This is a genomic window from Shinella sp. BE166 (assembly GCF_051201095.1).
In the GTDB taxonomy this organism is placed as follows: domain Bacteria; phylum Pseudomonadota; class Alphaproteobacteria; order Rhizobiales; family Rhizobiaceae; genus Shinella; species Shinella lacus.
The window spans coordinates 252,429-272,889 of record NZ_JBPEHL010000001.1; the positions used below are offsets into that span (position 1 = coordinate 252,429).

Sequence of the window (20,461 nt, forward strand, 5' to 3'; positions counted from 1 at the left end):
ACGTTGGAAACTGCCGCTTTATCTCTCTGTGCTTTGCCGCTAAAGCGAGGAGGCAACAGGAGTTTTGCATGGGACGGCATGAGCAGGGGCATGAGGGGCCGACGCTGGACGGCGCGGGGGGCATTCTTTCCTTGATCGCGACGGGTCAGGCGTCGTCGAGGGCCGAACTGCTGCAGGCATCGGGCCTTTCGCGTGTCACCGTCACCCAGCGGCTAAACGCACTCCTTTCCAGCGGGCTGGTGCGTGAGACCGAGGAGACCCTGCCGAGCGGTGGACGGCCGACGCGGGTTCTCGCCATCAATGCGGCAAGCGGCTTCCTGCTGGTCGCGAATATCGGCGAAACCCACATCCACCTCGCGGCCATGGACCTGACGCCGGCCATCGTTGCCCAGGCGACGCTGCCCTTTTCCGTGACGAGCGGGCCGGAGGCGACGCTCCAGCAGGTGGGGGATGTGTTCGCGTCGCTCGCGGCGGAGGCGGAAAAAACCCACGGCTTCTTCCTCGGCATCAGCCTCAGCCTGCCGACGCCCGTCGATTTCAAGCGCGGCTGCGTCGTCGGCCCCTCGGTGCTGCATGGATGGGACGATTTCGACATTATCGGCCAGTTGCAGGCGCGTTTCGCGGTGCCGGTCTATGTCGAGAACGACGTGAACCTCATGACGATCTGCGAGCACAAGCGCCGCTTCCCGACCGTCGACGACATGCTGTTCGTGAAGGTCGGCACCGGCATCGGCAGCGGCATGATTGCCGGCGGGCGCATGTTCCGCGGCGCGCAGGGTGCGGCCGGCGATATCGGCCATATCCAGTTCCTGTCGGACGACGCGCCGCTGTGCCGCTGCGGCAAGTTCGGCTGCGTGGAGGCGCGCGCCGCCGGCTGGGCGATCGCCCGGGACCTTTCCGCACGCGGCTTCCACGCGGAGACGGCGCGTGACGTGATCGACCTCGTCGAACAGCGCAAGCCCGAGGCGCTGATGCTGCTGCGCGCCGCCGGGCGCACCATCGGCGAAGTCATCTCCGACGCCGTCAGCATCATCAATCCGAGCCTCATCGTCATCGGCGGCACGCTGGCGCGCGGCGGCGATTTCCTGCTGTCGGGCATCCGCGAACTCGTCTACCAGCGCTGTCTTCCGCTGGCGACGCGCGATCTTTCCATCGTGCTGTCCACCGCGCAGGAGGACAGCGCCCTGTTCGGCGCCGCCTACCTGCTGCTGGAAGACATCTTTGCGCCCATGAAGGTCGACCGCCTGCTCGAACGGTTTGCCGCCAGGTCCGTCTAAGCGGCGCTTTGCCAAATCAGCCGGCTGGCGATAAAGACGTGGTTTCCCTAAGCCGAGGCCCGTGTTGAAAACCATCGCGATCGATTTCGAAACCGCCAACGAACAGCGTGGCTCCGCGTGTTCCGTGGGATTGGCGTGGATCGAGGACAACCGCGTGGTGCGCGTCGAGGAGCGGCTGATCCGCCCGAAGTCCATGCGCTTCTCGTCCTTCAACATCGCCATCCACGGCATCCGGCCGGAACATGTGGAGGATGCGGGCGAGTTTCCCGAGGTGATGGACGAGTTCGTCGACGATTTTCGCGATGCGACCATGATCGCGCACAACGCGGCCTTCGATTTCAGCGTCTGGCGCTCCTGTCTCGATCTTTATGCGCAGAGCTATCCCGAACTCCAGTATCTCTGCTCGGTAAAAATGGCGCAGAAGGCCTGGCCGCATCTCGGATCGCACAAGCTCAACATCCTTGCCTCGCATCTCGGCCTGACCTTTGCGCACCACAATGCGGCGGAAGATGCCGCGATCTGCGCGGAGGCGGCCATCGCGATTGCGCGCTCGCTTCGGGTCTCGCGCATTCAGGATGTGCCGGATGCGATCGGCATGAAGGCCGGCCGATTGTTCGCCACCGGCTACCAGGCCTGTACCTGCCGGAAAAACTGATTGATCAGGGGAGGCGGTAGAATCTCCCGGCATCTTCCTTCATCTGTCGCCGGGAGGCGGGGTCGACATAGAACATGTGGCCGCCACGATAGATCCTGAGTTCGGTGCGCCCCGCCGCGAGGCTTGGCGGCAGGTGCTCCAGCACATAGCGGCTCGATCCGTAAGGGGTTAGCGCGTCGCTGTAGCCGTGATAGATCGCCAGCCGGAACCGCGGAATGGTCGAGAGCAGATCGCGCAGGTCGCCAGAGGCGCTGGCATTTGCCCGCCCGTCGCCACCCCTGCCGTCGTTCCACTCCCAGCGGCGATTGACGCCGGTATTGAGCAGGGAATAGGTCATGTCGGACTGAAAGCCGAGTTCGTCGCGTGCATAGGCTGCGAAGGCCGATCCATAGGCGCGGGTGAAACCGTCGAGGATCGGGTCGTCATTGCGGCTCGTGGTCGATTCCGGATAGGCGTCAGGCGCCGAATAGGCGGCGTCATAGGGGCTGACGACACGTCCGCTTTCGCCGGATAGGCTTGCATAGAGACCGTCGAGGAAACCACGCGCCCGCGCGACATCCGCCTTCGCTATTCCGGTGAGGCCCGCAACACGCAGGTAGAAGGCATCCGCCTGCGGACCGGACGGGGAGGGGCCTGCAAGGGTGACAAGATAATCCGTCATGGCGAAACGTTCGGCTTCCCGAAGTTTTTCCATGTCGAACGCGTTTCGCCGCTCCATCTCGGCCGCCGCAAGGGCCGGAAGCTGGAGCGCAGCGTTCAGCGCATCATCCGCAGCGCCGAAGAGGAAGCGGCCTTCGATGAGCGGCGAGACCATCAGGACGCCGGAGACGAGAATACCCTGCGTCTCCTTCAGCGCCGAAGCCACCTTCGCCGTGCGGAACCCGCCATAGCTCTCTCCGAGCAGGTAGGCCGGGGAGGCGACGCGCCTGTTCTTCTGCATGTAGAGCGTGATGACCTTGGCGAGGCTTTCGGCATCCTGCCGCACGCCATAGAACTGGCCGGCCGCGTCGTCATTTGCTGCACGGCTCCAGCCCGTGCCCACGGGATCGATCAGGACGAGATCCGTGAAGGCAAGCCAACTGTCCGGATTGTCCTTGAGCGACGGGCGCGTGCCGTCGTCGCGGCTTTCGCCGAATTCCAGCACTTTCGGGCCGACAAGGCCGAGATGCAGATAGGCCGATGCGGCGCCCGGTCCGCCGTTGAAGGCAAAGGTGACCGGGCGCGCCGGATCGCCCTTGCCGGCGACATAGGCAGTGTAGAAGACCTTCGCCGTGCGATTGCCATCCTGCCCGTAGAGATCGAGCGTGCCGGCCGTTGCCGTGTAGGACAGCGGACCGTCCTGTGTCTGCAAGGTGTGTTCCGTGACGGAATCGCCTGGAATGAGGCTGAAAATGCCCGTTTCGGAGGCCGGTTGTTGCCGGTTCTCCGCATCCGGCGTCTGGGCAGCGACGGAGCCCGTGAGGATGGCCAGGCACAGGCAGAACCCGACGACGAACCGGCTATGGGACAAACGCTCTCTCCCTTTTGCCGCCGCGGGCTATCCCCGCGGCGGTCATGGTTTGCGCAGACTATACGGTGCGTCGGCCCGTCTTTCCGCAAACGGCTGTTCAACTTCGCTTGATCGGATCGAGTCGTCGCCTCAACCGTGCCAATGCGAGCAGCGGATGACGCTGCAGAAATTGCCGCGATGGAAATGCGGTTCCTTGTCGGCGATGACGTCGGCCTTGACGTTTCCGAAGGTGGTTTCGGGCTTGTGCCTGATGCCGTCGTAGAAGGCCTGGATGATATCCTCCTTGAATTCCGGCGTGCGCGGAAAAGCGCCGACGACGGCCGTGCGTTCGGCTTCGGAATATTGGTCGTAGGTGAGCCCGAGCACGTCCATCTCCACCCCGGCCGTCACCAGCGCGACGACGGGATGCATGTGTTGCGGCACGCCGGGTGTGGTGTGCAGCGCGATGGCGGTCCAGACCGTATAGGCGTCCGCTTCCGGGATGCCGTGGCTGCGCAGGAAATCGCGCGCGGCATGCGCGCCGTCCACTTCGAAGCGCTCGTGCTTGCTGCTGTGGCTCGGCATGAGGCCGATGTCGTGGAACATCGCGCCGGCATAGAGCAGCTCGCGATCGAATTTCAGGCCGCCCCGAACGCCGGCAAGAGCACCGAAATGATAGACGCGGCTGGAATGGTTGAAGAGTAGATCGGTCTCGGTGTCGCGGATGAACTCCGTGATGGCCTTGGCGAGCTTCGTGTCGGGAATGGCAGCGGCTTCAGGGATATGGGGCATAATGTTCTCCTGCTTTTTTAACTCGCCGGGAGAATAGGAGTGCGCTAGTTTGTCTGCAATTGACGTGGTACGTCTAAAAGAGACAAATCCCGGCCGAGACGGACAGCATGAAAGACAGGACAAGAACGATCGTGATGGTGGCGCTGCCCGGCGTGCAGCTTCTCGATGTATCCGGGCCGCTGGACGTTTTTGGCGAGGCCAACAGCCAGGCGGGTTACGAAGCCTATCGTCTCCTTGTTGCCGCGCGCGAACCCGGGCCGCTGCGCAGCTCTTCCGGCGTGCGATTGTTGCCGGATTTGGTGATCGACAGCGGCCTTGCCGAACCCATCGATACCCTTCTCGTGGCCGGTTGCCCGAACATGGCGGAGATGCCGGTGGATGGCCTCGTCCTCGATTGGCTACGCCAGCGCGCAGGCGCGGTGCGGCGCTACGGCTCCGTGTGCAGCGGCGCCTTCTTCCTCGCGGCGGCGGGCTTGCTCGATGGCCGGCGCGTCACCACCCACTGGGCGGTGGCCGAGCGGCTTGCCGCAGGGTTCCCGGCCGTCACCGTGGAGGAAGATGCGATCCATGTCAGCGACGGGCCGGTGCGCACGGCCGCAGGTGTCACGGCCGGGCTCGATCTGGCGCTGGCCCTGGTGGAGGAGGATCTCGGCCGTGAGATTGCGCTACGGGTTGCGAGCCAGCTGGTGATGTTCTTCAAGCGGCCCGGTGGGCAGATGCAGTTCAGCCGCAAGGGCGAGGCCGCGCCGGCCGGCCGCGCGGCCCTTCAGGAGCTCCAGCGCTGGGTCGCCGCCAATCCGGCGTTGGACCACAGCGTGGCGAGCCTGGGCAAACATTTGGGCCTCAGCCCGCGCCATTTTGCGCGTCTCTTCCGGCGCGAAGTCGGCGTCACGCCGGCGGCCTGGGTGGAGGAAGCGCGCGTCGATGCGGCGCGGCGCCTGCTGGAGCAGGGCCATGAGGCGCCCAAGCAGGTCGCGGTGCATTGCGGCTTTGCCGATGCCGATACATTGCGCCGCGCCTTTGCGCGCCATGTCGGTGTCACGCCCGCGGAGTATCGCAAGCGCTTCGCCGGCCTTGCTGGATTGCCGCACGTTCGCCGAAAATGAGGGCGATCCCGGCAAACCGAAATTATGCCGCAGCGGCGTGCCGGTCAGTCTGCGCATTAGCCGCCAGTGCCCTCGTCGCCTCGATACATTCGGCGGCGGCGTACCAGTAGCGCTGGTTCAGCTCGATGTTGAAGACGACGCCTTCGGGGAAGACGCATTGCTCCATGAGGGCCTGCCAGGGAATATCGCCCCAGCCGACCGGCAGGTGCAAATCGCCGTGGCCGTAGGCTAGGCGCTCGCCTTCCGTGTACATCCAGATATCGTCCTGCCGGCCGAAGCTGTCGTGGATGTGGAGGTGTTTGGCGTAGGGTGCCAGCGCGGCGATCTCGGCGAAGAACGTATCGCGCGCGCCATCGAAATCCATCTTAAGATAGGAGTGGCTGAAGTCGATGGTCGCCATGACATGGTCGTGCGCGATGGTGGCGAGTTCGCTTGCAAGGCGCCTGGGGGAGGAGGCGTAGCCATCACCCTTGAAGTCGGCAAACAGTGTCTCGACGCAGACGACGAGGCCATGCTGGCGGGCGAGGTCGCCGGCCTTTGACAGGGCTTCGCGCTGCCGCTCATAGGCGGCCTCGGTTCCCGTGGCCTGCTGGCGCGGCATCAAGCCGGAATGCATGACGTAATGTTCGGCGCCGATTTCGGCGGCCACGTCCAGCGAGGCTTTCAGCACGTCGAAATGGCGCGGCAGCCGCCAGGCGTCGTCCATGAAATTGATCGCGAGCGGGCCGTGCACGGAATAGGCGACGCTGCGGCCGCGGGTGGCGCGCAGCAGCGCATCGAGCTGCGGCCTGCGGACCTTTCCACCGACGACCACATCGAGATCGAAGGTCGGTATCTCGATGGAGTCCACGCCGAGCGCCTCGATCATGTCCAGCTCGGCGCCAAAATCCGAAAGATCGTGAGCCCTCTTGTGGGCGGAAATGCCGATGCCCTTGACGCCGCTGGAAACCATTTTTGCAGACCTTTTTCATCCGGAAACAATCGCCGGCAGAGTGGCCGGACGGAAGGGCCTGCGTTAGCGGATCTCCATGTCAGTCGGTCGACAAGTGCATGACATTTCTATGAAATTTCCGCTTGCCATTTTTCTCTTTCATTCTTGTGGCCGCGGCCGGAAGTGGTCGCATGGCTGTCATATGCCACGCCTATGAGCGAGGTCATCAAGGGGCCGATGGTGGTCGCCACAAGGAGTTTTCGATGACACATGTTAGCCGCCGTATCTTGCTGAAGGGTGCCGCCGCGACCGCGGGCTTTGCGCTTGCTGCGCCGTTCGTCTCGCGCACCAGTTTTGCCGCCGGCACCTCGGGCAGCGTCAACATCTTCGCCTGGGCCGGCTACATTTCCGACGACATGCTTGCCGCCTTCGAAAAGGACACGGGCATCAAGCCGGTCTACACGCCCTACGGCACGAACGACGAGCTGCTCAACCAGATGCGCGCCAGCAACGGCACAGGCTATGACGTGATCTGGCCGGCCGTCGACCGCGTTCCGAACTATGTCGAATTCGGCCTCGTGCAGCCGATCGACGAAAGCAAGGTCCTCTGGGACCGCGCCCTGACGAGCGCCGTGAAGGGCTCGGAAACCCTTGGCGCCGTCGTCGGCGGCAAGCGCTACCAGGTGCCGACCGACTGGGGCACGGAAGCCATCTCCTTCGACAAGAACACATCGCCGCTCGAATACGGCACCGCCTCCTACGGCGATATCTGGAAGCCGGAAATGGCCGGCAAGGCCACCGTTCGCGGCCATTCGGGCCTCGTCGGCCTCGGCCTCTGGATGGAAGCGCAAGGCAAGCTGCCGAAGCCGATGCGTGACAGCTTCAAGGACGAAGCCACGATGCGCGCCAACTACGATGCCATCATGGTCGAAGCCATCGCCCGCAAGGGCAACATCGCCCAGTTCTGGTCGAACGAGAACGAGGCCCAGGGCGCCTTCCGCGCCAATGGCGTGACGATCGGCCAGACCTGGGATTCGTCTGCTGCCGGCCTTGCCAAGGAAGGCCTGCCGATCGGTTTCGTCGCGCCGAAAGAAGGCGCACTCACCTGGATGGAAGGGGTTTCAATCCCGGTCGGCGCTGCCAATGTCGAACAGGCCTATGCCTTCCTGAACTGGGTGCTGACGCCGGAAGCCGGCGCCCTCTACGCCAACCACACGTCGATCAACACGACGGCCGTCGGCGCGGAAAAGTTCCTGTCGGAAGCCTCGCAGGCCTTATTCAAGGCCGCCTATCCGGGCGACGCGCTTGAAAAGCTCTGGTGGTGGCCGGTGCAGGACAACTGGTTCGTAGCACTCCGCAACGAATACCAGGACAAGTTCCTGTCGGCCTGATCGGCTTTCACCTCAATAAAAGCGGCGGGGCGATGACCCCGCCGTTGCGTTTCAAGGATCAAGCAGTCAATGACCCGCTCCGTCGAACTGATCGACATCGAAATGACCTTCGGCATCACCCGGGCGGTCGAAAAGCTCTCCGTCACCGTCGAGAGCGGCGAATTCTTCTCCATTCTCGGCCCCTCGGGCTGCGGCAAGACGACGATCCTGCGGCTGATCGCCGGCTTCATGCAGCCGACGGCGGGGCGCATCCTGATCGGCGGGCGCGACATGGTCGGCATTGGCGCCAACCAGCGGCCGACCTCGATGATCTTCCAGTCGCTTGCGCTGTTTCCGCTGATGCCGGTATGGGAAAACATCGCCTTCGGGCTCGAAGTGCGCGGCGTGCCGAAGGCGGCGCGGCGCCGGCGCGCCGAGGAACTGCTAGACCTGATCGCGCTTCCAGGCTACGCCGACCGCATGGTGCACGAACTCTCCGGCGGGCAGAAGCAGCGTGTCGCCATCGCGCGGGCGCTTGCCGTGGAGCCGCAGGTGCTGTTACTCGACGAGCCGCTTTCGGCGCTCGACCTGAAGCTTCGCCAGCATATGCGCTCCGAACTCCGGTCGCTGCAAAAGCGCACCGGCGTCACCTTCATCTACATCACGCATGACCAGTCGGAAGCGCTCGCCATGTCCGATCGCGTCGCCGTCATGAGCGCCGGCATCCTGCAACAGGTGGCAACGCCGCGCGAGCTCTACGCCAACCCACGCACCGCCTTCGTCGCCAGATTCGTCGGCGAGACGAATGCGTTTTCCGGCAAGATCGAGCGGGTCGCCGATGGGCTGGCGGCGGTCGAGACGGAGCACGGCATGTTCCTCGGCCGCGGTGCGGCGGGCCTGAAGGCGGGGGATGCCGCCACGGTCTATGTTCGTCCGGAGGCGATATCGCTTGGCACCGGGGCGGGCGGCAACGGCCTCGACGCGCTTGCCGAACAGCTGGAATTCGAGGGTGCGACGGCGATGCTGCATGCCCGCACGGAGGGTGGCCAGCCTGTCATGGCGGCGCTGCCGCACCACCGCCTCACCGACGCGCCGCCGGCTGGAGCGCGCGTGAGGCTGTCCTTCGAGCCCGCGCAGGCGCTGGTCCTCGCCCATGCATAGTCTCGTCCAGCGCTTCGGCCCCGGCCTCGGCAGCCTCATCATCCTCGGCGTTGCCGTCTGGCTCGTGGGCATGGTGCTTGCGCCCAACCTGATGATGCTGGATTTTTCGCTGCATCCGAACCTGACGCCCGCGCAGATCGGTGGCCCGGATGATCACTATACGCTGGTGAATTTCAGCGCGCTGTTTGTCGATCCCGTGCACCGGGCCATCTTCTTCAAGACGATCTGGGCGAGCGCGCTCGTCATGCTGACGACGCTCGTCGTCACCTATCCGGTGGCGTTCTGGCTCGCCAAGGTGGCGACGCACCGCGCCGTCGCCTGGGTGACCGTGGCGCTGATCATTCCGTTCTGGATCAACGAGGTGCTGCGCACGCTCGCCTGGTATATCCTGCTCGCCTTCAACGGCCCGCTCAACGTGGTCCTTGTCGGGCTCGGCATCCTCGATACGCCCATGCGCTGGTTCGGTGATGCCGGCGTGCTGGCGGGCATGGTCTATGCCTATATCCTGTTCATGCTGTTTCCGGTGTACAATTCGATTTCCACACTGGATTCCACGCAGATCGAAGCGGCGCGCAACCTTGGCGCCTCGACGATCCAGATCCATCGCCGGATCGTCATTCCCCATGCGAAAGCCGGTATTGCGACCGGTTGCGTGTTCACCTTCATGCTGGCCGCCGGAAGTTATGTCGCGCCGGCGCTGCTTGGCGCTCCGGGCAGCCGCTGGTTCACCGAGGTCATCTACAACTGGTTCTTCGAGGGCGGCAACTGGAACCGGGGTGCCGCTTATGCGCTGGTGCTGCTGACGCTCTGCATGGTGGTGGTGATGGCGACGCTCAGGATTTTCAAGGTCAACCTTGCGGATGTAGCGAAATGACCATGACCCTCGAAGGCGCGGCAAAGCCGACGCGAAGCAACACGGCATTCGCCACCATCCTGGCCGCCCTGCCGCGCATCATTTTCGCCGTCTACATGGCGCTGTTCTTCCTCTACCTGTTCCTGCCCCTGGTGGTCATGGGGCTTGCCACCTTCAATGCGAGCAAGTTCCCCACGGTCACGCCCTGGCTCGGCACGACACTCGACTGGTTCGCAGCACTTTGGGCCGACCAGGCGATGTGGAAGGCGCTTCGCCTGTCGATCTTCATCGGCCTCGGCGTCATCGCCATATCGCTGCCGATCGGGACGGCGGCGGCGTTGTTCCTCAACAGCCTCCAGGACCGTTCCCGCAGCTTCTTCTATGCGCTGATGGTCTCGCCGCTGCTCACGCCCGGCGTCGCCATCGGCATCGCCACACTCGTTCTCTGGCGGCAGGCAGGTGTCGGCGGCGGCACGCTGTTGATCGTGCTGGCGCAGGCGAGCTTCATCACCGCCTATGTCATGCTGATGGTGGCGGCGCGGCTGCAAAGGTTCGACCGGACGCTGGAAGATGCCGCCATCGGCCTCGGCGCCTCACGGCTCATGGTTTTCCGCCGCATCCTACTTCCCTATCTCAAGCCGTCGCTTCTGGCGGCCACCTTCATCGCCTTCCTGCAATCCTTCGAGAACTACAACACGACGCTTTTCGTGCGCGGCACGGAGACACCCTTGACGGTCTATATTGCGACGAAGGTCCGCACCGGCCTGACCCCGGCCGTCAACGCCCTCGGGCTCGTCCTGATCGCGCTGACGGTCATCGCGGCCGTCGCCTTCGAGCTCAGCCGCAGGTCGTCTTCGCGGACTGCCAAGCCCTAACGAGCCCTGTTTGACGCGTTGCGGCGCTCCCCCTATGACGGGGAGCGATGGGGTGGCGGTGAACATGGTTTCCAACCGAAATGAGCTTTCCGATCTGGCTGTCTTCCTCCAGATCATCCGGCACAGAAGCTTCCGCAAGGCGGCAGATCAGCTCGAAATCTCGGTTTCGGCCCTGAGCCACCGCATGAAGGCACTTGAGGCGCGCCTTGGTGTCCGGCTCCTCAATCGCACGAGCAGGAGCGTTTCGCCGACGGCCGCCGGGTCTGCGTTGGCCGAGAAGGTGGCGGCGGGCCTCGATCTCATCCATACGGGTCTCGAAGAGCTTCAGGGGCAGTTTCGCGGCATCTCGGGCAGCGTTCGCATCAATGTGCTGCGCGACGCGGTCGACCTGCTGCTGGCGCCCGTCCTGCCGCTGTTTCGCGAGCGGTTTCCGAATATCGAGCTGGAAGTCGCGTCCGACGACTACTTCGTCGATGTCACCGCGGAAGGCTTTGACGCCGGCCTCAGATATGCCGGGACCATTCCGGAAGACATGATCGCCGTTTCGGTGACGGAGCCGCTGAGCTGGGTCGCCGTCGCCTCGCCGGCCTATCTGGACCGCTTCGGGCGGCCCTTGAATCCCAACGATCTCCTGTCTCACAACTGTGTGCGCATTCGAACGGGGCGAGGGCAGATCTATCATTGGGAGTTCGACCGGGGCGACGAGCGGCGCCAGATCGATGTGCCGGGCTCCCTCATTTCCGGTTCCACCGACATTTCGATCTCGGCTGCACTTTCGGGGGTGGGCATCGCCTATTGCCTGGAAAGGCTGGTCGAGCGGCATCTGCACGCTGGTCGCCTGGAACTCGTGCTGCCGGAATGGTCGTCCATCGGTCCGCCGCTGGCCTTCTACTATTCAAGCCGCCGGCAGCTGCCCTATGGTCTGCAGATGCTGATCCAATGCATTCGGGAAGCGCAGCGAAAGGATCGTTGAATTCAGATCAATGATCCGTTGAATTGATGGTGATTGATTCAATGATCGCCGGTGCGTACCCATGGCGTCGAGCAGCCGGAAGCTTTTCACGCCGGCCGTATTGCAATGGAGACGACCATGTATCTCGCCAATCCGGGCCGCTATGACGGCATCGACTATCGCCGCACCGGTCGTTCCGGTCTCAAGCTTCCGCCGATCTCGCTCGGTCTCTGGCAGAATTTCGGTGGCGCCGATGTCTTCGAGACCGGTCGCAGCGTCATCCGCCGGGCCTTCGACCGTGGCGTCACGCATTTCGACCTCGCTAACAATTATGGCCCGCCCTACGGTTCGGCGGAAGAGAATTTCGGCCTCATCCTGAGCAAGGATTTCCAGCACCATCGCGACGAGCTCGTCATCTCGTCCAAGGCGGGATGGGATATGTGGGACGGGCCCTATGGCCGTGGCGGCTCGCGCAAGCATCTCCTGGCATCGCTCGACCAGAGCCTTCAGCGGATGGGGCTCGACTATGTCGATATCTTCTACTCCCACCGCCCCACGCTGGACGTGCCGCTGGAGGAAACCATGGCGGCGCTGGTACAGATGGTGCGCCAGGGCAAGGCGCTCTATGTCGGCCTGTCTTCCTACGGGCCGGAGCGCACGCGCGAGGCAGCGCGTATCCTTCGCGCCGAAGGCGTGCCGCTTCTCATCCACCAGCCGTCCTATTCCATGCTCAATCGCTGGATCGAGGATGGGCTTCTCGACACGCTCGGCGAACTGGGTGTCGGCTGCATCGCCTTTTCGCCTCTGGCGCAGGGCCTGCTGACCTCCAAATATCTCGGCGGCGTTCCGCAGGATGCCCGTGCGGCGCGGGGCGGGTCCTTCAACGAAAAACTGCTCAGCGACGACAATCTTTCCCGCGTGCGTGCGCTCAACGAGATCGCCAAGCGGCGCGGCCAGTCGCTGGCGCAGATGGCGATCGCCTGGGTGCTGCGCGATGCGCGCGTGACATCCGCGTTGATCGGCGCACGCAACGTCGCGCAGCTTGACGATTCGCTCGATGCGCTCGACAACTTGGCCTTCTCCGACGAGGAGTTGAAGGAGATCGACACCCACGCCACCGAAGGCAGCATCGACCTTTGGCGCGGCCTCATAGACGCAGTTTGATGCTATTTTCTCCGCTGCGTTTTGCCGAACCCATCGCAACCGCAGCCTGACTTACTCAAGGAGCGCGATAATGGAATACCGTTTGCTGGGCCGCTCTGGCCTCAAGGTTTCGACGATCACCATGGGCACGATGACCTTCGGCGGCGTCGGCTGGGCGAAGACCGTGGGGGACCTGGGCGTCAACGACGCCCGCCGCCTCGTCGACATATGCCTCGACGCCGGGGTCAACCTGATCGATACCGCGGACGCCTATTCCCAGGGCGTGTGCGAGGAAATCCTCGGCGAGATCATCGGCGGCCCGCGCAAGAACGGCGTGCTGATTGCCACCAAGGCCCGCTTTCCGATGGGCGACGGCCCGAACCAGAGCGGCCTTTCGCGCCAGCATCTGATCGCCGCCTGCGAAGCCAGCCTGAAGCGCATGAAAACCGACGTGATCGACCTCTACCAGGTGCATGAATGGGACGGTCAGACGCCGCTCGAAGAGACCATGGAGGCGCTCGATACGCTCGTGCGCCAGGGCAAGGTGCGCTATATCGGCTGCTCCAATTTCTCGGGCTGGCACATCATGAAGGCGCTGGGCGTTTCCGAGCGCGAACGCTACCAGCGCTTCGTCAGCCAGCAGATCCACTACACGCTGGAAACCCGCGACGCCGAGAACGAGCTGGTTCCGATCAGCATCGACCAGGGCCTGGGCATCCTCGTCTGGAGCCCGATCGCCGGCGGGCTCCTGTCCGGCAAACATCGCCGCAATCATGCAGCCCCCGAAGGCACGCGCCAGTTCGCCGGCTGGACCGAGCCGCCGATCCGCGACGAAAACCGTCTCTGGGATATCGTGGAGACGCTGGTGGAAATCGCCGATGGTCGCGGCGTATCCGCGGCGCAGGTGGCACTCGCCTGGCTGATCGGCCGCAAGGGCGTGACCTCGGTCATTATCGGCGGCCGCACGGAAGCGCAGTTCAAGGACAACCTTGCGTCGGCCGAGCTGAAGCTGACGGATGAAGAGCGCGCGAAGCTCGACAAGATCAGCCAGCCCTGGCTTCAGTACCCCTACTGGCACCAGAGAAACACCGCAAACGATCGCCTCAGCGACGCCGATCTCGCCCTCATCGGCCCCTATCTGAAGGACGCCTGAAACGACGCGGGTAGTCCGCGACCAACCCACATCCTCCCTCTCGTTCACGGCGCGTTTGCGCCGTGAATGCGTTGGGCCATGCCCGAACGCTGTGCCGAGGCGCGCGTTTGCCTATTACGACACCACCTTTTGGCTTAGAGACCCCGGTGGCTTTCTATTTTGTCCATCTTTACCGGCATTTGCAGGGGATTAGGCTGGTCCTCTGCCTGAAGGGAGGCGACCGGATGTCCATCAACGGGGGTTCCGGTTTCGTTGCAGAAAGGATGCCAGATGAGACAGATATTTCGAGCGCTTCGACGTGCGGGTTATCAGCTGCTTGAGCGCCTCCCGAGGTCGCCGTCAGACCTCAGCCTTTCCAAAGAAGCGCAAGAATACTGGGAGGATCCGGCGCAAACGGCGTTTCACTCGAATTCGCACTGGAAGGGTGAGGGCGGGCTTCGCGAAGAAGTCTGGTCGGAGCTTGGCAGGCCCCATGTTCAGCTTCTCCAGGAGCACATGAAAATTCGCGGCCAGTCGGCTCCCTTGGAGCGGATCATCGAATGGGGGTGCGGGGGTGGCGCGAATGCGGTGCATTTCGCGCCGCTTGCCAAATCGTTCGTCGGCGTCGATGTGTCGAGCGCGTCCCTCGATGAGTGCGAAAACGTGTTGCGAAGCGTCGGGCAGGATAATTTCTCGCGGCTGCTCGTCGATGTTTCGGAGCCGGAAAAATCAGCCGAAGATCTGATTGCAACGGCCGACGTCTTTCTCTGTACCTATGTTTTCGAACTGCTTCCGTCCCAGGACTATGGCCAGCGTATCCTGCATCTTGCGCACAAGCTTTTGCGGCCGGGCGGGTTTGCGATCATCCAGATAAAATATCAAACCCATGAACGCCGTACACAATCGCGCAAGTGGGGATATCGCAGAAACCTGGCGAACATGACGACCTATCCGATCGATGACTTCTGGCACAGGGCGGAAACGGCCGCGTTTACGCCGAGATACGTTTCCCTTCGACCCAAGGACGATCTCGTGGATGATGAACGCTATGCCTATTTCATCCTTGAGAAGGCAGGGCCGGCTGTCAGCGAGACGGCAGAAACCGGTCAAATGGAGGCGAACGCAGGCGGCAGCACATGGCGCCGTTATGCATAGCGGCCAAGTCTGAAGCGGATCGATCAAGGATCGGTTTGTGGAGCATGAAAGCGGGTTCTGCCGGACAACATGGTCGCCATCCGCTGCCATAGGCCCGCCTTGCGCCAGGCGTAACCGAGCGGTGGAAAGACGGCGCTCGTCGGTCGAAGCTTCACAGCATATCTGGCGAGGTCCCACACGCCCGGTTCTCCCCGCAAGATATGAGAGACCGCGCACCAGTAAGCCCGGTCGCTGAGGCTTCGCCGTGCGAGCGCGAGAAGCTCGCGCGCTTGCGGCAGGCTGCGCCCGAAACCCGAGAAGAAAGCCTCGAACGCCGCTTCCGACGCGACGTTCCAATGATGCACGTTCGACACCACGGCGGATTGGTTCGAGCCGTGGATGCGCACGATGCTTTGCACATGGTCGATCTCGACGACGGCGCCCATGGCCGCGAAGCGCAGCCACATTTCCATGTCGTCCGTATGCGGCAGGTCCCGGCGGAAATGCCCAGCCCGCTTCTGGACGCTTGTCCGCACCACGGCCATCGGGCCGCCGATGAGATTGCGCCCTCTCTGGCACGATGTTCGAAGGAAACTCTCACCACTCCACACCCGTTCATCTGCTGGCAGCATTGCCCGGGCAGGGGGTGCCGAACCATCCTTGAGAAAAAGCGTATCGCCAAACGCCAGATGGGCCTCGGGATGTCGGTGCAGTGCTGCGACCGCCCGGCCCAGCGCGCCGTCCGGCAGGTAGTCGTCGGAGCAGAGGATGACGAAATAGTCCGACTGTGCCCAATCGACGGCGGTGTTGAAGGAAGCGTGCTGGCCGAGGTTTTCCGGACGCAGGCACAATCCGATCCTTGGATCTCTGGCCGCGAGGTCGCGCGCGATCGCGACACTGTCATCCGTGGAGGCATTGTCGATGATGAGGATGCGAATGTCTTCGATGCCCTGCCGGTAGACGCTTGCGATGCACTCGTGCAGGAAACGACCGTAATTATAGTTCGGTATCGCTATGTCCATGCGTGCCACGGCTCTATCCTCCTATGCTGGTGCGCTCGCCAACCTCCGAAGGCGCGCTTCGCAAAGACGACGGCGACCATGCGCGCAGCCATCGACTGCCATCTCCCATCGCCGCCAGGATCTCGTCGCGGAAGGGATGGGCCGTCAGCAGGATGCCTGCGAACCAGCCGACAGCACCCAGGAAACTGATGTAGATCGCCTCGGCGCCTGAAAAACTCAGCCTGAACCCAAGACAGGCGATGAGGATGACGGGGCCGGATATGGTCGCGAGCGAAACCACGAAACTCGGCCACAGGACCGCGAACAATTCCGACCAGGCGAAGTAGGCGTGGCGGCGCACATAGATTAGCGCGAGCAGCATCTGCATGGGTAGCGCGATGAACTGGCTATAGGCGATTGCCATGAGCCCGAAGAAGCCGGCACCGCAGATGATGATCGCGGACAAGGAGCGCGACACGATGTTGAAAGTGAAGGCAGAACGATTAGCGCCGAGCCCGATCAGCACCGGATAGGTCAGCACGACGGGAAACCAGAAGACGGCCGACAGGGCCAAAAGGCGGGCGACCGGGATCACTTCGTCCCAGCCAGCACCAAGGAGAACCTCGGAGATGGGTGTGATCAGGAGGACCAGCATGAGAAGCGCGGGCCAATAGACGACGGTGATGAAGCTGATGGCGCGCAAATACGATTGTCGAATATCGACCTTCTCTCGTACCGCGGCTGCCAGAGCAGGAAAAGCCACCGTGAAGACCGCCGACAGGACCAGACGATCCGCCAGGCCCGAGATGGTGACCGCCCGGCTATATTTGCCGACAGTGGCCGAAGGCATGATGCTGCCGAGAAGGATTTGCGGAAGGGCATCGTAGAAGCGGTCGACGACGTTCGTGGCGCCTTTGTAGCGCCCGAATTCGCTCACGGCGGCAAGCGACTTCAGCGACGGCTTGAAACTCCACCAGTCCTTTCTGGTAAGCAGTGTCAGCCCTGTCGTCGTGACGCTGCCGGCGATCGCGCCCAGCGCGAAACTGACGACGCTCCAGTCCAGCACGGCAAACAGGATTGTCACCCCGGCATTGACCACGGCAGCGATGGTCTTGATCACCGTGACCTTGCCAAACAGCATGTCCCGGCGCAAAAGCGCCATCCCCGGAAACGAGAGGCCTTCGATGGCTACAGCCAGAATCATCAGCAGAAAGAACGGCTTCAGCACGTCGCTCTTGTAAAAACTGACTAGCGCGGGCAGGGCCATGAGCAAGGCGAGGGACAGAAAGACGGTCAGAATAACCATCACGGTCATGGCTGTCCGCACGTCCTTGTTTTCGACGGTATCGAGCTGAATCAGGAAGTCGGACGTGGCGAATTCGCGGAGCGAGAAGATCATCGTTATGGCGCTGGCCCCGATCACCGAAAGACCGATCTCGGCCGGCGTCATCAGGTGGGAAACGACGGCTATGGTGACGAAGCTCACCACCAGCGCGAGATACTGCCCAAGCGTCGCCATCAAAAATGCGCTGCGAACACGTATCATTCTTGCAAGGCCCTCAATGGCTGCGAGCGTGCCAGAGTATATGAACTGGTCATAACGGGAACGCGGCCATAGGGAGTAGGGGTAATAGTCGTCCGGTCAGCCGCCTCGTACGAAATCGTCGCCTGTAGGGACACAGAATCAACGGCTTATGGCGCATTGGATGCCAACTGTCCCGATACCATCGCACGCGCCCGGCCATTCGCCGAAAGGACAGGTGGTCATTTCAGCAAAGCCTCATTATACGAGGTGTTGCGCGCCACGAACGGGCTTGCCGACCGCAATGGCGAGTTTGTCGTTCCGCTTGGAGGTCGGCATGAAAATCGGGCTTTTCGGGCTCTTTGGATGCGGCAACAGCGGTAACGATGCATCCCTGGATTCGATGCTGATTTTCCTGCGCCGTTTTCGCCCCGACGATTCCATAACCTGCATTTGCCCAAATCCCGAAGCCGTGGCGCGGGATCACGGCGTTTCCTCTATTGAAAGCAGCCCTGCCGGCTTTGCGACGTCGATATCCCGCTGGATGGACGCCCTCCTTTGGCATCTTCCGCGCCGGATCATGGGCATGTGGTATGCTTTTCGATCCGCCCGCACCGTGGATATCCTGATCGTGCCGGGAACGGGCTTTCTCGACGATTTTCAGGATAACCCTTTCGGCTGGCCGTTCATGGCCTTCAAATGGTGCCTGGCCGCCTGGATCTGGCGGCGGAAGATTTTCCTGGTCAGCATCGGGGCGGGGCCTATCCGGCATCCGCTGAGCCGGTTCTTCCTGGTCAGCGTGGCGCGCATGGCGAGCTACCGGTCCTATCGCGACAAGAACTCGCGCCAATTCATGCAAAGCCTCGGCCTCGATGTCAGCGACGACCGGGTGTACCCGGACATCGTCTTCAGCTTGCCGCCCGGCTCGGAGCGTTATCCTGCCAACGACCTCCGCGTCGTCGGCGTGGGCGTCATGTCCTATTTCGGTTGGCTCAAGGCAAATGTGAACGGTGCGGGCATCTATCAGACGTACCTGCAAAAACTGGAGGCGTTCATCGCCTGGCTGCTCGACCAGGGCTACGATATCCGCCTTTTGACAGGGGATGTCGGGGACTGGCCAGCCGTCGAGGACCTGCGCAAACGCATAGCGTTGTCCGACGCAATAACGCATTCAGGGCAGGAACGCGTCAAGGCGGTGCGAACCAGCGATCTGCGTGGCCTGATGGACGAGATCAACCAGACCAGCGCCGTCGTCGTGACGCGCTACCACAATCTGGTCAGCGCACTGAAGCTCGGTCGCCCCGCGATTTCGATCGAATATTCACTAAAGAACCAGGCCCTGATGGATGAAATGGGCTTGGGGGATTTTTGCCAGCATATCGAGGATCTCGACCTCGACCTTTTGAAGCAGCAATTCCAGCGGATGTTCGACGATCGAGCGGCCATTCGCGGCCGGATACTCGGCGCAAACGCCGATTTCCGCCAACGGTTGACGGCGCAGGAGAATATCCTCGCCGACCGACTGGGAGGGCTCAAGCCCGTTTACATTTCCCACGCGACGGTTGGTTGACAGCCATCGTCGCGGCCGCTTCTTCATCCAAAAGCGGTAGATGGGTTCCCTCAAAGGTGGATTCCATCTCCGTCATTCGCCGAGACCGTACCTGGGGTTTTGTCTGAGGCAAGTCCCTACGCCTGATGAGTAAGTTGCTTAACTCGGTGGTCATTGCCAGCATGGAGGCATCAGGGGTCGAGGGGCTGACATGGCATGGCTTGGCGTCGTTCTGTTGCTCTTCACGTCCATCGCCATGCTCGTCTCGGGTCTGTGGAGGCGCGGTGGGTTCTTCGATTTCCCCTTTCTCGCGGCCGCGATGTTCCTGACATTCGTCTTGCCGCAGATCCCGGGCCTGATCGACGACCGCTTCATGCCGCAGAATTCAGCGTTGTCTGGCGCCATCTTTTTCTCCTGGCTTTGCCTCGTCATGTGCTCTGTCGGGTGGCAGCTTGGCAAACATGCCAAGCTCGGGAGGGATCTGGTCTTCAGTGAAAAGCGCCTGCTTTATTATGCTGCCGGTTTGTCACTGGTGGGCGCCTACTTCTTCTACCGGTTCGGTCAGCTCGCCGACGAGGAGCGCCTTCGCGGCTTTCTGACCGGCACGGCGGTGGCCTATCTGTTCTTCGCCAAGATGCTGACCTACGGCCTTGCGATTGCGCTACTGTGTTACGCCCATCGCCGCTCCTCCCTCGCGCTCTGCATCATCCTTTTCGGTCTCGCTTTTTACTTCGATCGCATCGTGATCGCGGGCCGCCGCTCGGAGGCCGCCGAACTGGCGCTGATGATTGCCCTTGCCATCTGGTTTCACCGGGGATGGGCGGTGCCGCGGTTTTTCGTGTCCTTAAGTCTGGTTTTCGCCATGGCCGGCCTGGTCAGTGCGGGGGAGTATCGAGCCGCGACCTATTACAACGGCGCGCCCGATTGGCGCGCGGTTCTGGAGATCAATCCCGTCGAGAATTGGCGAAAACTCCTGAAGCAGGGCGGTCCGGAGTTTCGAAACCTGGTGTTCTCCATATCGTCCATCTCCGAAAACCAGGCGTATGATTTTGGCGTATCGCACTGGAACTCGCTTGTGTTTGTGTACGTCCCCGCGCAACTCGTCGGAACGAAGGTCAAAGAAAGCCTCTACGTCGATACACCCGCGGTCTACTCAAAGGATTACGATCCCGCGCCGGGCACGACGCCGACTGGAATGATGGATTCCTTCGCCTCGTTCTCCTATTTCGGCTGTTTGAAATTTGCTCTGTTGGCGGGGGTTCTGAGCTGGATTTATTCCTGCGCCATGCAGGGCAACACCTCCATGCAGATCCTCTACATGCTCTCCGCCATGCCGGCGATGCTCGTCATTACGCATTTTACAAACGAGATCGTCATTGCCTGGGTGCACATGGCGGTGTTCCTCATGCCCGGCCTCCTCTACGCCGGCATGCGACCTGCGCATGGGCGCCCGGAAAACCCAAACGACTACGGCTTAGGGCGCGGAACCGCGCGTAGTGTGGTGTGAGGGATGACAAAG

General features: G+C 62.5%; 18 protein-coding genes. 13 read left to right on the top strand and 5 right to left on the bottom strand.

Annotation, left to right across the window (positions count from 1 at the left end):
* The first annotated feature begins 68 nt into the window (after positions 1 to 68).
* Complete coding sequence (locus J2Y63_RS01115) at positions 69 to 1,277, top strand: ROK family protein (protein ID WP_435264539.1); 1,209 nt, start codon at positions 69 to 71, stop codon at positions 1,275 to 1,277.
* 64 nt (positions 1,278 to 1,341) lie between these two features.
* Positions 1,342 to 1,932, top strand: a complete 591-nt coding sequence (locus J2Y63_RS01120) for a 3'-5' exonuclease (protein ID WP_435264540.1) — start codon at positions 1,342 to 1,344, stop codon at positions 1,930 to 1,932.
* A 4-nt stretch (positions 1,933 to 1,936) separates the two neighbouring features.
* Here J2Y63_RS01120 and J2Y63_RS01125 read toward each other — a convergent pair whose 3' ends face one another.
* Together J2Y63_RS01125 and J2Y63_RS01130 are read right to left on the bottom strand one after the other, a co-directional pair.
* On the bottom strand, positions 1,937 to 3,442 hold the full coding sequence (locus J2Y63_RS01125) for a S10 family peptidase (protein ID WP_435264541.1): 1,506 nt from the start codon (positions 3,440 to 3,442) through the stop codon (positions 1,937 to 1,939).
* A gap of 129 nt (positions 3,443 to 3,571) precedes the next feature.
* Positions 3,572 to 4,213, bottom strand: a complete 642-nt coding sequence (locus tag J2Y63_RS01130; RefSeq protein WP_435264542.1) for an HD domain-containing protein — start codon at positions 4,211 to 4,213, stop codon at positions 3,572 to 3,574.
* A gap of 107 nt (positions 4,214 to 4,320) precedes the next feature.
* Here J2Y63_RS01130 and J2Y63_RS01135 point away from each other — a divergent pair, with 107 nt between their 5' ends.
* Entirely contained in the window at positions 4,321 to 5,319 is a 999-nt protein-coding gene (locus tag J2Y63_RS01135; protein ID WP_435264543.1) for a GlxA family transcriptional regulator, read from the top strand.
* Between the two features lie 22 nt (positions 5,320 to 5,341).
* Here the strand turns inward: J2Y63_RS01135 and J2Y63_RS01140 are convergent, their stop codons facing one another.
* Positions 5,342 to 6,271 carry a sugar phosphate isomerase/epimerase family protein gene (locus J2Y63_RS01140; protein WP_435264544.1) on the bottom strand — a complete coding sequence of 310 codons (930 nt, stop codon included), beginning with the start codon at positions 6,269 to 6,271 and terminating at the stop codon, positions 5,342 to 5,344.
* Positions 6,272 to 6,513: 242 nt separating this feature from the next.
* Between J2Y63_RS01140 and J2Y63_RS01145 the strand changes: the two genes are divergently transcribed.
* The 8 genes from J2Y63_RS01145 to J2Y63_RS01180 all read left to right on the top strand — a co-directional run bounded on the left by J2Y63_RS01145 (position 6,514) and on the right by J2Y63_RS01180 (position 14,891).
* Positions 6,514 to 7,641, top strand: a complete 1,128-nt coding sequence (locus tag J2Y63_RS01145; RefSeq protein ID WP_435264545.1) for an extracellular solute-binding protein — start codon at positions 6,514 to 6,516, stop codon at positions 7,639 to 7,641.
* A 69-nt stretch (positions 7,642 to 7,710) separates the two neighbouring features.
* Entirely contained in the window at positions 7,711 to 8,781 is a 1,071-nt protein-coding gene (locus tag J2Y63_RS01150) for an ABC transporter ATP-binding protein (RefSeq protein ID WP_435264546.1), read from the top strand.
* Positions 8,774 to 9,655, top strand: coding sequence for an ABC transporter permease (locus J2Y63_RS01155; protein WP_435264547.1), 882 nt, complete (start codon positions 8,774 to 8,776; stop codon positions 9,653 to 9,655). The genes J2Y63_RS01150 and J2Y63_RS01155 overlap by 8 nt, the downstream gene beginning before the upstream one ends.
* Positions 9,652 to 10,509 (top strand): ABC transporter permease, encoded by an 858-nt coding sequence (locus J2Y63_RS01160; RefSeq protein ID WP_435264548.1) that lies wholly within the window; start codon positions 9,652 to 9,654, stop codon positions 10,507 to 10,509. The genes J2Y63_RS01155 and J2Y63_RS01160 overlap by 4 nt, the downstream gene beginning before the upstream one ends.
* A gap of 64 nt (positions 10,510 to 10,573) precedes the next feature.
* Entirely contained in the window at positions 10,574 to 11,482 is a 909-nt protein-coding gene (locus J2Y63_RS01165) for a LysR family transcriptional regulator (protein ID WP_435264549.1), read from the top strand.
* Positions 11,483 to 11,599: 117 nt separating this feature from the next.
* Complete coding sequence (mgrA, locus tag J2Y63_RS01170; RefSeq protein WP_435265024.1) at positions 11,600 to 12,625, top strand: L-glyceraldehyde 3-phosphate reductase; 1,026 nt, start codon at positions 11,600 to 11,602, stop codon at positions 12,623 to 12,625.
* 70 nt (positions 12,626 to 12,695) lie between these two features.
* Entirely contained in the window at positions 12,696 to 13,757 is a 1,062-nt protein-coding gene (locus tag J2Y63_RS01175; RefSeq protein WP_435264550.1) for an aldo/keto reductase, read from the top strand.
* 270 nt (positions 13,758 to 14,027) lie between these two features.
* Positions 14,028 to 14,891, top strand: coding sequence for a class I SAM-dependent methyltransferase (locus tag J2Y63_RS01180; RefSeq protein ID WP_435264551.1), 864 nt, complete (start codon positions 14,028 to 14,030; stop codon positions 14,889 to 14,891).
* 23 nt (positions 14,892 to 14,914) lie between these two features.
* Here J2Y63_RS01180 and J2Y63_RS01185 read toward each other — a convergent pair whose 3' ends face one another.
* Both J2Y63_RS01185 and J2Y63_RS01190 read right to left on the bottom strand, forming a co-directional pair.
* Positions 14,915 to 15,892 (bottom strand): glycosyltransferase family A protein, encoded by a 978-nt coding sequence (locus J2Y63_RS01185; RefSeq protein WP_435265025.1) that lies wholly within the window; start codon positions 15,890 to 15,892, stop codon positions 14,915 to 14,917.
* Between the two features lie 13 nt (positions 15,893 to 15,905).
* Entirely contained in the window at positions 15,906 to 17,417 is a 1,512-nt protein-coding gene (locus tag J2Y63_RS01190; RefSeq protein WP_435264552.1) for an oligosaccharide flippase family protein, read from the bottom strand.
* 313 nt (positions 17,418 to 17,730) lie between these two features.
* Between J2Y63_RS01190 and J2Y63_RS01195 the strand changes: the two genes are divergently transcribed.
* Positions 17,731 to 18,963, top strand: coding sequence for a polysaccharide pyruvyl transferase family protein (locus tag J2Y63_RS01195; protein ID WP_435264553.1), 1,233 nt, complete (start codon positions 17,731 to 17,733; stop codon positions 18,961 to 18,963).
* A 190-nt stretch (positions 18,964 to 19,153) separates the two neighbouring features.
* Entirely contained in the window at positions 19,154 to 20,449 is a 1,296-nt protein-coding gene (locus J2Y63_RS01200; protein ID WP_435264554.1) for a hypothetical protein, read from the top strand.
* The last annotated feature ends 12 nt before the right edge of the window (positions 20,450 to 20,461 follow it).

Bases quoted from the DNA above. Each gene is read 5' to 3' on its own strand.
- J2Y63_RS01115 (WP_435264539.1), top strand. From the start codon at position 69: ATGGGACGGCATGAGCAGGGGCATGAGGGGCCGACGCTGGACGGCGCG.
- J2Y63_RS01130 (WP_435264542.1), bottom strand. From the start codon at position 4,213: ATGCCCCATATCCCTGAAGCCGCTGCCATTCCCGACACGAAGCTCGCC.
- J2Y63_RS01135 (WP_435264543.1), top strand. From the start codon at position 4,321: ATGAAAGACAGGACAAGAACGATCGTGATGGTGGCGCTGCCCGGCGTG.
- J2Y63_RS01140 (WP_435264544.1), bottom strand. From the start codon at position 6,271: ATGGTTTCCAGCGGCGTCAAGGGCATCGGCATTTCCGCCCACAAGAGG.
- J2Y63_RS01145 (WP_435264545.1), top strand. From the start codon at position 6,514: ATGACACATGTTAGCCGCCGTATCTTGCTGAAGGGTGCCGCCGCGACC.
- J2Y63_RS01150 (WP_435264546.1), top strand. From the start codon at position 7,711: ATGACCCGCTCCGTCGAACTGATCGACATCGAAATGACCTTCGGCATC.
- J2Y63_RS01155 (WP_435264547.1), top strand. From the start codon at position 8,774: ATGCATAGTCTCGTCCAGCGCTTCGGCCCCGGCCTCGGCAGCCTCATC.
- J2Y63_RS01160 (WP_435264548.1), top strand. From the start codon at position 9,652: ATGACCATGACCCTCGAAGGCGCGGCAAAGCCGACGCGAAGCAACACG.
- J2Y63_RS01165 (WP_435264549.1), top strand. From the start codon at position 10,574: ATGGTTTCCAACCGAAATGAGCTTTCCGATCTGGCTGTCTTCCTCCAG.
- mgrA (WP_435265024.1), top strand. From the start codon at position 11,600: ATGTATCTCGCCAATCCGGGCCGCTATGACGGCATCGACTATCGCCGC.
- J2Y63_RS01175 (WP_435264550.1), top strand. From the start codon at position 12,696: ATGGAATACCGTTTGCTGGGCCGCTCTGGCCTCAAGGTTTCGACGATC.
- J2Y63_RS01180 (WP_435264551.1), top strand. From the start codon at position 14,028: ATGAGACAGATATTTCGAGCGCTTCGACGTGCGGGTTATCAGCTGCTT.
- J2Y63_RS01185 (WP_435265025.1), bottom strand. From the start codon at position 15,892: ATGGACATAGCGATACCGAACTATAATTACGGTCGTTTCCTGCACGAG.
- J2Y63_RS01190 (WP_435264552.1), bottom strand. From the start codon at position 17,417: ATGATACGTGTTCGCAGCGCATTTTTGATGGCGACGCTTGGGCAGTAT.
- J2Y63_RS01195 (WP_435264553.1), top strand. From the start codon at position 17,731: ATGAAAATCGGGCTTTTCGGGCTCTTTGGATGCGGCAACAGCGGTAAC.
- J2Y63_RS01200 (WP_435264554.1), top strand. From the start codon at position 19,154: ATGGCATGGCTTGGCGTCGTTCTGTTGCTCTTCACGTCCATCGCCATG.